The organism is Streptomyces longhuiensis (assembly GCF_020616555.1).
GTDB lineage: Bacteria > Actinomycetota > Actinomycetes > Streptomycetales > Streptomycetaceae > Streptomyces > Streptomyces longhuiensis.
In genome coordinates, this window is record NZ_CP085173.1 from 3,386,097 (window position 1) to 3,399,066 (window position 12,970).

A 12,970-nucleotide genomic window follows, 5' to 3' on the forward strand; every position below is an offset into this window, starting at 1 on the left:
TGAAGGCCCCTGACCATGAACATTGGCCGGGGGCCTTCGTCATGCTCGCTGCCCGGTGGCGACCGTGATTTCCCGTCAGTTCCCGTTCCATCGGGCACGCGAGGGGCACGACCGTGGGCCGAAGGCAGGAGCGGCGCCCCGAGCGGAGCCGGGAAGCCCGCCCGACAGAGCGGAGCGCAGCCGGGCGCTTGATGAAGTAGAGAAACTTCCACCGCGCTCTGTTCAGGAATCCGGGGCGGACGTATGGCTACGCGATAGCGTTATTCGGGCTGCTGACCATGCTCGAGGTAGATCGGCGTCGCCTTGGATCGGGCCTCTACGGCGGCGAAGATGCGACGGGCCAAACGGGGAATCGTGCGCCTGTTGATCTCGTCGGGAGAGAGGAAGGCAAGGTCTTTGAGCTCATCCGCTTGCAAGGTCACCGCGGCCAGGCTCTCCGGCGTGAGCTGACCGCCATCGAAGAGGTACAGCACCTTGTCCCCCTCGCCGGTGCTGGGCGCCCAGTCGACGGCAAGCAGGCGCCCCAGCGGAGGAGTGATCCCCAACTCCTCCTCCACCTCCCGAACGGCAGCCTGTAGCGGCGACTCCCCCGTCTCGACGTAGCCGCCAGGGATCTCCCAGTAGTCCTTGTACGTGGGCTCGACCATGAGGACGCGCCCCTCGGCATCAAAGAAGAGCGCACCCGCTGCCATGCGCGGATGCGCCATCTTCGCCTCGTGCTCATTCGCTGCCATGCGCCCGAGCGTACCCACGTCACACGACGTGCAGCCGGTTGGCCAGATCCGCCATGTCTCGGCTCGGTCGACCATCGCCAGAGCGTCATCCACTCGGTTGTGTGCGCTGAGCGCTCGGGCCATTTCGAGGTTGTGCCGCGTCCGACGCTCGATCGAAAGAGCGCTCGTATCGATCTGCGGCCCGAGACCAATGGCTGCATGTCTCCGAACCCGGCCGCCGTGGCTACGCGATGAATGGCGACGTTGGTCGGTCCGAAGGCGGTCCAGACATGATTGGGATCGCGGCCAAGTCGCCGTGCAGCCTGGTCGGCCCCAGCCAGAAACGTTTGGGGCGTCGAGCGGTCCTCTGCGCGAGTCGCGGCCATGGAGCCAGCAAGGAAGAGCGTCCCGTAGACCGACAGGAACTCGGGACTGGCGTCATCGAGTCCCGGGCGAAGGTGGTCCGATGCGTCACCGACGAGCTGTACCGCAGCGTCGAAACGACCGTTGGACAACAGGCAGTGGGCCACCGATCGGAAGAGCGACCCACGTTACTACCGTGTTGCCGGACTGCTGTGCCGCGGTCAACCCACGATCCGCCGCGATCCACGCAAGGCCGGTCTCCCTCACCTTGGTGAGAACCATCGCGGCGCCCTGGTACGTCATCGCCATCAGCGCGTGCCCGCGAGTGACCATGGGCGTTGATCTCAGCCCTGGATGACGAAGACCCCCGGCCGAGAACGGCCGGGGGTCTTCTCCCAGGTGGGCGCGGACGGTTTCGAACCGCCGACATCTGCCTTGTAAGGGCAGCGCTCTACCACTGAGCTACGCGCCCGGGATGATTCGACAGCCTACCTTGCCCGTGGTGGTACCCCGCAAACCCGTATCGTCCGGCAAAGTCCCAGGACCCGGAGCGAACTATCCGGCCCGTGTGTTCGTCATTAACCGGTGGGAGAATGACAGCGGGCAAGGGCGGATGAAGGCACGGTCCAGGGCAGCACGGGAGAGGGTAGTGACGGCGACACCACCGATGCGGCCGTATGCGTCGTCGATGCGACCGCGCGCCGCGCTTCGCGATCTGCTCGGGCTCGTCCTGCTTCCGCTGCCGCTCGTCGCCGTAGCGGTCGCCGCGGCGCCGGCCGCGTTCGCCGGGGGCGGTACCCGGCGCTGGTTCGGTCGCGGGGAGGGCCAGCGGGCGGAGGCGCAGGCCGCCAAGGACGCCGCCGCGGCCGCGTTCTACGAACTCGACACCGCCCAGCGCGATCTGCGGATCTCCATCGAGACCATCACGGCCGTCGACGACTCGCCCGCCGCGCGCCGCACCGTCTCCGACTTCGAGGCTCTCGGCCGGCGGATCGACGAGGCCAGCCTGCAGTACATCACCGCCGTGGACGCGCACGACCTCGACCGGGACGACCTGGAGGCGTCGGTCGCCTCGCGGGCGCGCGCCGAGCTGAGCCGTGCCAAGGACGAGCTGACCAAGGTGAAGTTCGACCTCGACCGGTTCTCGCAGGGCCTCGGGCCGCTGCTCGGGAAGGCCGAGACGCAGCTGGCGCGGCTCGCCCCCGCCGTCGAGCGGGCGCGGCAGGCTCTCCTCGCGGCGAGCAACTCCCTGGACGCCGTGCGCGGCGCCGGGCTCAAGGCCGACGATCTCGCCGCCCGTCTCGCCGCCCTCGGGCCCGAGCTCACCCGGCTCAACCAGGGCGCGGGCCGGCATGGCGTGCCGGAGACCCTGGAGCGCGCCGAGCGGGTCGCCCGCGATGCCGAGGCCGTGCGGGCCGAGGCCCAGCGGCTGCCGGAGCGCGCCGCCGAGATCGACCGCCGCCTCGTGTCGCTGCGGACGCGCGCGCAGGCCCTGACCACGCGGGCCGGGCAGGTCGAGCCCATCCTGAGCGAGCTGCGCAGACGGTTCACGGCTCCCTGCTGGCAGGACCTCCAGCATGTACCGGAGCGCGCCGCGGAGAACGTACGGCAGGCGGAGCTGAAGCTCGGCGAGGCGCGTGCGGCGCGGGACGAGCAGCGGTGGCCGGACGCGACGTCGCTCCTGTCGACGGTCCGGGCCCTGCTGAACACGACGGACGAGGACGTGTCCGCCGCGTCCGACCGGCTGCAGCGGCTGAACGCCGTGGCGAAGGACCCGCAGCAGGAGATCGACCGGACGCGGTTCGCCATCCGGGATGCGCAGCGGCTCGCCATGTCGGGGCGCAGCACGCCCGAGCCGCGGCATGCCCGCCCCCTCGACGACTCCGTGGGCCGCCTCGACCGCGCCGTCGCCGCTCTCGAGGGCCGCCACCCCGATTACTGGCACTTCCTCACGGAGACGGAGGCCGTCCGGCAGACGGTCGCCCGCGTCGTCGCCCAGATAAGGGAGGAGCGGGGGGCGCACTGAGGGAGGAGCAGGGGGCTCGCTCCTGAGCCGCGCCCTGCTGCCTCGCACCCTTCTCAGCCACGCCCCGATGCACGTCCCCTTCTCAGCCACGCCCCGATGCACGTCCCCTTCTCAGCCACGCCCCGATGCACGTCCCCTTCTCAGCCGCGCCCCGATGCACGGCCCCTTCCTGAGGCGTGCGTCCGTCCTGGGCGGCTCCCTTGAGCTGACCCTCCTACGCCAACTCCCGCTCCTATGCCAACTCTCGCGCTGCCCGCCCCCCACCTGCCCCCCGAGCCGCCCCTGCTGGCGCCCCCAGGGCTACGGGCGGATCCTTGAGGTAAGTACGTGCAAGGGAGGCGATCATGGCCACGCATGTACCCAAGATCCGCCCCACCCGGTTCCGGCACCAGCGCGTCGTCCTCGACGATCATCTGCCCGTCGACCACGGGCTCAGCAAGGTCTACCGGATAGGCGCGGGTCTGATGGGGCTCGTGCTGGTCGCCTTCGGCATTCTGGGGCTCATCGATCACATCGGATTCTTCGACACCGGCGGTGACCGGGTCGCCGGCCTGAACACCAACGGCGCCCTCAGCGTCCTGTCGATCTGCGTCGGCCTGATCCTCTTCGCGGGCATGGTCATCGGACGGAACGTCGCCTCGACGATCAACATGACCTTCGGCATCCTGTTCATCCTCAGCGGCTTCGTGAACCTCGCCCTTCTCCAGACCGGCTACAACTTCCTCGCGTTCCAGATCCAGAACGTGCTGTTCAGCTTCGTGGTCGGCGTGATGCTCATGGCCTTCGGGATGTACGGGCGCGTCAGCGGGACGCTGCCGCACGACAACCCGTACTGGCGTGCGCGCCATCCGGAAGCCGCCGCCCGCGAGGACCGCTCCCGCGCCGCCCGGCCGCCGCACCCCACCCCTGAGGTCGCCAAAGCCGCCGGGGCCACCGAGCTCTCCGGCGCCATCGGGACCACAAAGATCACTGATGGGCCCGGGGCGCCGAGAATAATTGATAAATAACCGACTCGCGTGCGAGGCTGCCCCCCATGACGCGCAAGGACAGGGGCGCCCCGCGCACGGACAGCCCGAGCCGGGACGGCGCACCCGGGGTCTCGTACACCGGACGCGGCGTCCATCGGATCGCCGTGGAGGCGCTCGCGCGGCGGATCTTCGACGGGACGTACGCGGAGGGGGATCTCCTCGATCTGCCGGGGCTCATGGCCGAGCTGGACGTCAGCCAGACGGTGCTGCGCGAGGCGATCAAGGTGCTGACCACCAAGGGCCTGCTGGACGCCCGGCAGAAGCGGGGGACGTTCGTACGCCCGCGAGACGACTGGAACCTCCTCGACAGCGACGTACTGCGCTGGACGATCGACTCCGGCGCGCCCGGCGCCTTCTTCACCGACCTCCTCGAACTCCGCCGCGCCGTCGAGCCCGCCGCGGCCGCGCTCGCCGCGCTGCACCGCACGGACGCGGATCTCGCCGCCCTCGACGCCGCACTGAGCGCGATGGCCGCCGCCGAGCAGACTCCCGTCATGACCGACGCCGTCATGACCGAAGGCGACCCCGTTCTCGCCGTGCGCGCCGACGCCTCCTTCCACACGGCGCTCCTCACCGCCTCCGGCAACCCCTTCTTCGCGCAGATGCGGCGCGTCATCATCCCGGCCCTGGTCGTACGGGACCGCCTCGTGCACGCCGGACGGCACGAGCACCCGCTGCCCGCCCACGCCCGGGTCGCCGACCGCGTACGCGCGCGGGACCAGGACGGCGCGTTCGCGGCGATGCTCGACGTGATCGAACTGTCCCGGCGCGGACACCCCTGACACCGGCCCCACCCCCACCCCCGTAACGCCCCGAGAGGAACCCGTACGTGAAGATCGCCCGCATCGAGACCTTCCTCGCCCCGCCCCGCTGGATGTTCGTCCGCGTGGAGACCGACGAAGGGGTCGTCGGCTGGGGCGAGCCCGTCGTCGAGGGGCGCGCGGAGCCGGTGCGAGCCGCCGTCGAGGTGCTCGCCGAACATCTGATCGGCCAGGACCCGCTGCGCGTCGAGGACCACTGGCAGGTCATGACCAAGGGCGGCTTCTACCGCGGCGGGCCGGTCCTGTCGTCCGCCGTCGCCGGGCTCGACCAGGCGCTGTGGGACATCAAGGGCAAGACGTACGGGCAGCCGGTGCACCAGTTGCTCGGCGGGCCGGTGCGCGAGCGGATCCGCGCGTACGCCTGGGTGGGCGGGGACGAGCCGAGCGAGGTCAGGGACGCGGTGAACGCCCAGGTCGAGGCCGGGTTCACGGCGGTGAAGATGAACGCCGGCGGGCGCATGACGCCGCTCGCCACACGCGAGGAGGTCCGCGCGTGCCTGTCACGCGCGGAGACTGCCCGTGAAGTCCTCGGCGACGAACGGGACTTCGCGCTCGACTTCCACGGCCGCGTCTCCCCCGCGAACGCCCGCCGACTGCTCCCGCTGCTCGCCGAGTACGCGCCCCTGTTCGTCGAGGAGCCCGTTCTCTCCGAGCACATGCACGCCGTCCCCGACCTGGTGAACGCCTCCAACATCCCGATCGCGCTCGGCGAACGGCTCTTCACCCGACGGGAGTTCCTCGCCCCGCTGGAGGCCGGCGTCGCCGTGGTGCAACCCGACATCTCGCACGCGGGCGGCATCTCCGAGCTGCGCCGCATCGCCGCGCTCGCCGAGATGTACGGGGCCCACATCGCGCCGCACTGCCCGCTCGGCCCCGTGGCCCTCGCCGCGAGCCTCCAAGTCGCCTTCACCACACCGAACTTCCTGATTCAGGAGCAGTCGATCGGCATCCACTACAACAAGGACGCCGAACTTCTCGACTACGTCACCGACCGCGAGCCGTTCCGCTTCGTCGGGGGATCACTGCTGCGCACCGAACGGCCCGGCCTCGGCGTGGACATCGACGAGGCGGCCGTGCGCGCCGCCGACGCCAGGGGGCACGCCTGGCGCAACCCCGTGTGGCGGTACGAGGACGGCTCGTTCGCCGAGTGGTGACCCCAGCCGAGTATCTAAGCTTTACAAAACGGCAAAAATGCCCTTAACCGCCGCACTCTGAACATCCTTAGATGTCGCGTAAGCGCCCCTTGAAAGGAACCGAGGAAGAGCACCATGGACTTCACTACCGCACTGCGCGCCGAGCGCCTCGTGGCGATCGTCCGGGGAAGCGATCCGGACGCGTCGTTCCGCACGGTCATGACCCTGGCCGAGGCCGGAATCCCGCTGGTGGAGGTGTCGCTCAGCGGCCGTGACGCCCTCACGGTGATCCGCAGGGCGCGGGACGAGCTCGGCGACGACGTCTGGCTGGGCGCGGGCACGGTCCTGACCGCCGAGGACGCCCGCGAGGCGGCCGCGGCCGGGGCGAACCTCATCGTGACGCCCGGGCTCGGCCCCGGCGTCGACGAGTCCCTGCGGCAGGGCCTGCCCGTGCTCGCCGGGGTGCTCACCCCGACCGACGTCATCGCGGCCGAGGCGTCGGGAGCGACAGCCCTGAAGATCTTCCCGGCGTCGGCGATGGGCGGCCCGTCGTATCTGAAGGCGCTACGGGGGCCGTTCCCCCGGACGCCGTTCGTGCCGGTGGGCGGGGTCGACGCGGCGGCGGCGACCGCCTATCTGGAGAACGGCGCGATCGCGGTCGGGGTCGGCTCGCCGCTCATCGGCGACGCGGCGGACGGCGGGGACCTGGGTGGGCTGCGCAGGCGGGCGGCCGAGTTCAAGACGGTGTGCGGATGACGGCGCCGGGACCGACTTCGGGGTCGAGCCCGCACTCGGTCGTCTCCCCTGCTGCTTCTCCCACCACGTCCCCCGCCGCCTCCCCCGCCGCCTCCCCTGTCGACGTGCTCACCTTCGGCGAGACCATGGTCGCCCTGCGCGGCCACGGGCCGTTCAAGCTGGGCGGCTCGATGGACCTGTCCGTCGCGGGCGCCGAGTCGAACGTCGCCATCGGGCTCACCCGGCTCGGCCACAGCGTCCGCTGGGCGGGCGCGGTCGGCGCCGACGAGGCGGGTGAACTGGTCCTGCGCACACTGCGCGCCGAAGGCGTCGACACGTCCTGCGTCACCCGCGACACCGGCGCCCCTACGGGCCTGATCCTGTTCGAGCCGCGGCTGCCCGAGGTGACGCGGGTCCAGTACTACCGCGCGGGCTCGGCGGGTTCCCGGCTCGACGCCGACCGCGTCGAGCGGGCCTTCGCGGCCGGTCCACCGCCCCGCGTCCTGCATCTGACGGGGATCACGCCCGCGCTCGGCACCTCCGCGCGCGACGCGTGCCGGCGCGCCCTGCGGCTCGCCCGCGAACACGGCGTTCCGGTCAGCCTGGACGCCAACTACCGCTCTCGACTGTGGAGTTCGGAGGAGGCCGCCGCCGAACTGCGCGACTGGATCCCGTACGTGGACGTCCTCATCGCCTCCGACGACGAGCTGCCGCTGTGCGCGCCGCCCGGGCCGGACGCGGTCAAGGCCCTCCTCGATCTCGGGGTGCGCGAGGTCGTCGTCAAGCTCGGCGCCGACGGGGCGCTCGCTCACTCGGCCGACGGTGAGCTACGTGTCCCGGCCCGGCCGGTGCGCGCGGTGGACGCCGTCGGGGCCGGTGACGCCTTCGTCGCCGGCTATCTCTCCGCGCTCCTCGACGGCGAGGACATCGCCGCGTGCCTCGACCGCGCCGTGACGACCGGCGCCTTCGCGGTCGCGCAGCCGGGCGACTGGGAGGGGGCGCCCACGCGGACGGAACTGGGGCTGCTCGGGGCGGGCCAGGGCACCGTCGTGCGCTGACGTCCGCCGGGCGCGGCCGCTAACCTGTGCCCATGCCACGCTACGAGTACCGCTGCCGGACCTGCGGCGACACGTTCGAACTGAGCCGCCCGATGGCCGAGTCCTCGGCCCCCGCGGACTGCCCCGCGGGCCACGACGACACGGTGAAGCTGCTGTCGACGGTCGCCGTGGGCGGCACCGCATCGACCTCCGCCCCGGCCCGCCCCGCGGGCGGCGGGGGCGGAGGCGGAGGCTGCTGCGGCGGGGGTTGCTGCGGGTGACCTCCGGCGGGTGAGCGCATGGGGCCTGGCCCGTACGCACGGTGTGCGGGCGGCCCCTACGGGTGCGTGCGGGGGTTCCGGACCTCCCCGATCAGTTCCCGCAGGATCGTCTCGCCCGCCGCGACACCCCGGTCCTCCAGGGCCGTGACGTGCGGTGCCGTCCAGCCCACGTCCGCCAGCTCGCCGTGGCCGGGGCGCCAGGCGTGGTCGGCCGCGAGGAGCAGGTCCGCGTCGAGCAGGGAGTCGCCGGCCGCCAGCGTCAGGTCGGCGCCCGAGCGGCGGGCCACCTCACGCATGGCCGCACTCTTGGTGAGCGGCTTCGGGACGGCGTAGATCTTGCGGCCCTGGAGGGAGACCGTCCAGCCGCGGCTCTCCGCCCACACGGCGAGTTCCTTGACCCAGCCCTCCGGGAGCAGGGACCGCTCGACCACGAGATACGCGAAGAGGTCCTCGGCGACGCGTTCCTTCAGGAGCCACGCCGGGTCGGCCGTCCGCACCAGATGCGCCCGCACCTCGTCGAGCGGCGCGCACTCGGCGGCGAGCCGCTCGTCCACACCGGCACGCCAGTCCGGGTCGGACACCCCGTCCACCAGCAGGTGCCCGCCGTTGGCGCAGATCGCGAACCGCGGTGCGGGGCCCGGGAGATGGATGCGTCCGTACTGCTCGCGGGTGCGGGTCGTGGTCGGGACGAAGAGCGCGCTGCGGCCGAGTTCGCCGAGCAGCGCGGCCGCGTCCTCGGTGACGTAGGAGAGAGGCTTGCCCTCGTAGACCTCGACACACAGCAGGCGCGGTGCCCGGGCGTCGGGCATGGTCAGGCCGAGGGCTGCGGCGGAGTAGATCAGGGTGCGGTCGAGGTCGCTGGCGACCAGGGTGACGGGCGTCGCGCTCACTTCGCGCCCACCGCCTTGCCGTCCGCGCCGGTGGCGCCCCGCGTGTACTTCGGGTGGATCAACCCGACGCAGGTGTAAGGGAGTTCGGCGACCTCCTCGACGGGCACCCCGCGCTGCTCGGCGAGCAGGCGTACGTGGTCGAGGTCGGCGCCGGCGCCCGTGCGGGCGAGTATCTTCCACGGGACGCGGCGCAGCAGCACGCGGGTCGTCTCGCCGACGCCCGGCTTCACGAGGTTCACGTCGTGGATCTCGTACTCCTCGCTGATCCGCTCGACGGCCGCCCAGCCTTCCCAGGTGGGCGCACGGTCGGCGGAGAGCATCTCCTTGACCTGGGCGTCCACGGCGTCGGCGACCTCGTCGAAACGGGCCTCGATCGTGTCGAGGAAGTGCGTGGAGACGTCCGCCTCGGCGAGCTCGCGGTAGAACTTTCCGCCGTGGAAATCGTTCGGCCCGACGAGGTCGGCCCGCAGCACCGTGCGCGATATCAGGCCGGAGACCGTGGAGTTGAGACAGGCGGACGGGATGAGGAAGTCCTCACGGGTGCCGTAGGTGCGCACGCAGGAACCGGGGTCGGCGAGCACCGCGATCTCGGGGTCGAAGCCGGGGAACTCCTTGAGGGCTTCCGCCAGTTCGCGAGTGATCGCGCCCTTGCCGGTCCAGCCGTCGACGAAGACGACGTCGGCCGGGTCGTGATGGGCGGCGAGCCAGCGCAGCGCGTTCGCGTCGATGCCGCGGCCGCGCACGATCGAGACGGCGTAGTGCGGCAGGTCGAGGCCGCGCCGCGCCTGCGCCCACCGGCGCATCAGCACGCCGACGGGCGTCCCGGCGCGGGCGAGCGAGACGAGTACGGGGCGCGGGGACCGCTCCGCGAGCACGGTCTCGGTCACGACGCCGACGGCCTGCGCGATCCGCGCGGCGGACACCTCCAGGGCGGACTGGAACAGCGCCTGGTACTCGGCGCTCGGCTGGTACTCGACCGGCAGCGACTCGGCGTAGTGCGCGCCACCGCCCTGTATCGCCTCCTCGCGCTCCTCGGTCGGGGCCTCCAGCTCGACGTCCGAGAGGTCCTGGAGCAGCCAGCCGACCTCGTCGGGCGCGTACGAGGAGAAGGCGGGGCCGCGGAGGGGCTCGGGGAGCTTGGGGGGCACGAGGGGCCTTTCGGGGGCGGCCTTTGCGGGGGCAGCCCTCTCGGGGAGTGGCTTTGCGGGGACAGCCCTCTCGGGGACGGCCTGCGTGGGGGCAGCCCTGTCGGGGACGGTCTGTGTGGGGACAGCCCTCTCGGGGACGGCCTGCGTGGGGGCAGCCCTGTCGGGGACGGCCTGCGTGGGGGCAGCCCTGTCGGGGACGGTCTGTGTGGGGGCAGCCCTGTCGGGGACGGCCTGCGTGGGGGCAGCCCTGTCGGGGACGGCCTGCGTGGGGGCAGCCCTGTCGGGGACGGTCTGTGTGGGGGCAGCCCTGTCGGGGACGTACGAGGGCACGACGGCGAGCAGCACGCGTGGGGTGTGCTCGGCGAGGCGCGCCAACAGACCGTCGGGGGCGTGCAGTTGAGGCGTGTCCGCGGCGGAGTCGACGACGGCGACGATCGCGTCGAAGTCGCCGCCCGCGACGTTGTACGCGTACCGCTCGCCCGGTCCGTCGGCCGGGTCGTCGTGGGCGGGGAAGACGAGGCGGGTGCGGATCGCGTAGCCGGGGTCGTCGACGGCGAGGACCGGCGAACGCGTCGTGGTGGAGTAGCGCACCTGCGCCTGCGTGCCCTTCTCGACCTCGCGGGCCAGGGCGAGCGGCGCGTACATCAGCTCCTCGAAACCGAGGACCAGTACGCGGCGGGCGTCCCCCATGGGGGCGGCGAGGCGGGCGGCCATCGCGGGCAGCGCCGCGTCGAGCGCCGCGCGGTGCTCCGGCGTGAAGCCGTGCCGGCCCCCGTCGGGCACAGACGCGGGCCAGCCGAGGTCCACACGCGTCACGCTGCCGGGCTCGATGCGCGCCTCGCCGCCCGGCGCGGTGCGCGCCGTCGGGGCCTCGGCTAGGGACTCGTGGTGGGCGACCAGGGCCTGGCCCTTGGCGAGGACGTCGTCGGGGAGCTTGACGGTGCCGGACGCGGACGCGACCAGGTCGACGCGGGCGCCGATCTCACGGGCGAAGTCGGCCAGGCGGCCCCGGTCGTCGGGCGAGCGCATGTCGACGAGGGCGACGATGACGTAGCGCTCGCGCGGGTAGCGCTCGTGCAGGGCGCGGATCGTGTTCAGGACCGTGTTGCCCGTGGAGAACTCGTCGTCGACGAGGACGAGCGCCCCGTCACCCGCGAGGAGGCGGGGGTCCTCGGGCAGCAGCAGATGCGAGGTGGCGTGGGAGTGGGACTCCTCGAAGCCGCCGGCGCGCGCCACTCCGTCGACGGGGCGCCGCGTCGAGTGCAGATAGGGCGCGAGGCCCAGGCCGTCGGCGACGGAGTGCCCGAGGCCCGTCGCCGTCTCGGCGTATCCGAGCACGACGGCCTGCCGCGCCGCGTCGTCACCGAGCAGCTCGCGCACCCGCAGACCGAGGTCGTACCCGGCGCGCCAGACCACATCCGGCGACTGCGGCACGTGCTTGCCCAGGACGTTCGACACGAGCAGATGGGCCCGCTTGGGATTGCGGCGCAGGGCAAGGCCCAGCAGCCCGGATATCTCCTCGTCACCGACGAGCTCGACTCCGAGCCGCTGTGCGACCCATGTCCCCGACCAGACCACTTCGCCCCTTTTCGTTGTTTTCATCATGACTCGCGCGCTCGTCACGCGGGCAGGCCGGCGTTGAGCAGCTCCACGAAGCCGACGTCCTCATGGGCGACGCCGAAGACCTCCGCCCGCTGGAGGGTCCGCTCGGCCCAGGCCCGATGCGGCTTCACTTCATTCATCTTGTTCGTGTACGCGGATCTGAGGACGCCGCCACCGCCTCGCTCGGGCCGCAGGATGTCCTGGGCGTCCCCGTACTCCTCGTGACTGACCACGGACAGCGCGTGCACGGGCATCACGTGCGAGGGATGGATGCAGGTCTTGCCGAGCAGGCCGTTGGCCCGGTCCAGCTCGATCTCGCGCAGCAGGCCGTCCATGTCGTGCTCGATGAGCGCCTGGCGCAGCTCGACGGCACGGCCCTCCATGAAAGGGCTGCGGCGCAGCTGCGGCTTGAACATCCGCTCCTGATGCCGGAAGTACTCCCAGACAGGGCCGGTCACGGTGAAGCCGGTGCCGTCGGCGCGGCCGAGCAGATTGACCACGTCGCCGATCACGGAGGCCACGATCTGGACGTCGTAAGCGGTCATGTCCGGCGGCCTGCGCAGCCCGTACGCGGAGCAGAAGTCGGTCACGCCGAGGCGCAGGGCCAGGACGCGGTCGCGGTACTTGTCGACGGTGCGGGCGATCCCGGCGAGAGTGTCACCCCGCGTCTCCAGATGCAGAAGCTCGGGCGACTCCAGGACGGGCATCGCGAAGAGGCGCCGCCCGGTGGCCGCCTCCGCGGCGGAGAGCGCCTCCAGGAACGGCCCTCCCCGCTCCTCGGTGAATTTCGGCAGTACGAATCCGGACAGCAGCCGCACGGCGGGGCCGAGGCGGCGCACGAGGTCCGTGATCTGCCCGGCGGCGCGGACGCGGATGAACAGCAGCGGAGGCTGCGCGTCCGGCCGGGCCGCGAGGTCGGTGAACTGCCTGACCAGGTTCTCCTCGGCGTCCGCGACCTCGGCGTCGTCGATCGAGTCCTCCAGGCACAGCACCATCGAGACGACGCCCCGGCCCGCCTGCTTGAGGACGTCGTCGGCGAGGCGCGGCCGCGTGGCCGGGCTGTAGAGCGTGGCTCCGAGGGCCGCCGCGAGCATGCGAGGCGACGAGTCCGCGGTGAAGTCACCGGGCTCCCGGTGGAACAGGCGCTGCCGCACCTCAGGGGCAATATGCCCGAAATGACGCATGAGACTCCC

Annotated in this window: 11 protein-coding genes and 1 tRNA gene; 7 read left to right on the forward strand and 5 right to left on the reverse strand. The window is 72.0% G+C overall.

Going from position 1 to position 12,970, the window contains the following annotated elements; genetic code table 11:
* Positions 1 to 260: 260 nt before the first annotated feature.
* Both LGI35_RS15810 and LGI35_RS15815 read right to left on the reverse strand, forming a co-directional pair.
* Positions 261 to 734: an NUDIX domain-containing protein gene (locus tag LGI35_RS15810; protein ID WP_227294478.1), complete on the reverse strand. Its 474-nt coding sequence runs from the start codon at positions 732 to 734 to the stop codon at positions 261 to 263.
* Positions 735 to 1,476: 742 nt separating this feature from the next.
* Positions 1,477 to 1,548 (reverse strand) — tRNA-Val (locus tag LGI35_RS15815).
* Between the two features lie 177 nt (positions 1,549 to 1,725).
* Here LGI35_RS15815 and LGI35_RS15820 point away from each other — a divergent pair.
* From LGI35_RS15820 to LGI35_RS15850, 7 genes are all read left to right on the forward strand, one after another.
* Complete coding sequence (locus tag LGI35_RS15820) at positions 1,726 to 3,102, forward strand: hypothetical protein (RefSeq protein WP_385653204.1); 1,377 nt, start codon at positions 1,726 to 1,728, stop codon at positions 3,100 to 3,102.
* Between the two features lie 344 nt (positions 3,103 to 3,446).
* Complete coding sequence (locus tag LGI35_RS15825; protein WP_227294479.1) at positions 3,447 to 4,109, forward strand: DUF4383 domain-containing protein; 663 nt, start codon at positions 3,447 to 3,449, stop codon at positions 4,107 to 4,109.
* A 26-nt stretch (positions 4,110 to 4,135) separates the two neighbouring features.
* The gene (locus LGI35_RS15830) at positions 4,136 to 4,912 is read left to right on the forward strand and encodes a FadR/GntR family transcriptional regulator (protein WP_227294480.1); all 777 of its coding nucleotides are present in this window, start codon (positions 4,136 to 4,138) and stop codon (positions 4,910 to 4,912) included.
* A gap of 47 nt (positions 4,913 to 4,959) precedes the next feature.
* Positions 4,960 to 6,105, forward strand: coding sequence for a galactonate dehydratase (dgoD, locus tag LGI35_RS15835; protein ID WP_227294481.1), 1,146 nt, complete (start codon positions 4,960 to 4,962; stop codon positions 6,103 to 6,105).
* A 114-nt stretch (positions 6,106 to 6,219) separates the two neighbouring features.
* Positions 6,220 to 6,840, forward strand: coding sequence for a bifunctional 4-hydroxy-2-oxoglutarate aldolase/2-dehydro-3-deoxy-phosphogluconate aldolase (locus tag LGI35_RS15840; protein ID WP_227294482.1), 621 nt, complete (start codon positions 6,220 to 6,222; stop codon positions 6,838 to 6,840).
* A complete protein-coding gene (locus LGI35_RS15845; protein ID WP_227294483.1) occupies positions 6,837 to 7,877 on the forward strand; it encodes a sugar kinase in 1,041 nt (346 codons plus the stop codon). The genes LGI35_RS15840 and LGI35_RS15845 overlap by 4 nt, the downstream gene beginning before the upstream one ends.
* Positions 7,878 to 7,909: 32 nt before the next feature.
* Positions 7,910 to 8,137, forward strand: a complete 228-nt coding sequence (locus tag LGI35_RS15850) for an FmdB family zinc ribbon protein (RefSeq protein WP_116502294.1) — start codon at positions 7,910 to 7,912, stop codon at positions 8,135 to 8,137.
* Between the two features lie 56 nt (positions 8,138 to 8,193).
* Here the strand turns inward: LGI35_RS15850 and LGI35_RS15855 are convergent, their stop codons facing one another.
* The 3 genes from LGI35_RS15855 to LGI35_RS15865 are packed head-to-tail and all read right to left on the reverse strand — an operon-like array spanning position 8,194 to position 12,961.
* Positions 8,194 to 9,027, reverse strand: coding sequence for an HAD family hydrolase (locus LGI35_RS15855; protein ID WP_227294484.1), 834 nt, complete (start codon positions 9,025 to 9,027; stop codon positions 8,194 to 8,196).
* Positions 9,024 to 11,780: a phosphoribosyltransferase gene (locus LGI35_RS15860; RefSeq protein WP_227294485.1), complete on the reverse strand. Its 2,757-nt coding sequence runs from the start codon at positions 11,778 to 11,780 to the stop codon at positions 9,024 to 9,026. Before LGI35_RS15860 ends, LGI35_RS15855 begins: the two co-directional genes overlap by 4 nt.
* Before the next feature lie 14 nt (positions 11,781 to 11,794).
* Positions 11,795 to 12,961: an HpcH/HpaI aldolase/citrate lyase family protein gene (locus LGI35_RS15865; RefSeq protein ID WP_227294486.1), complete on the reverse strand. Its 1,167-nt coding sequence runs from the start codon at positions 12,959 to 12,961 to the stop codon at positions 11,795 to 11,797.
* Positions 12,962 to 12,970 lie beyond the last annotated feature (9 nt).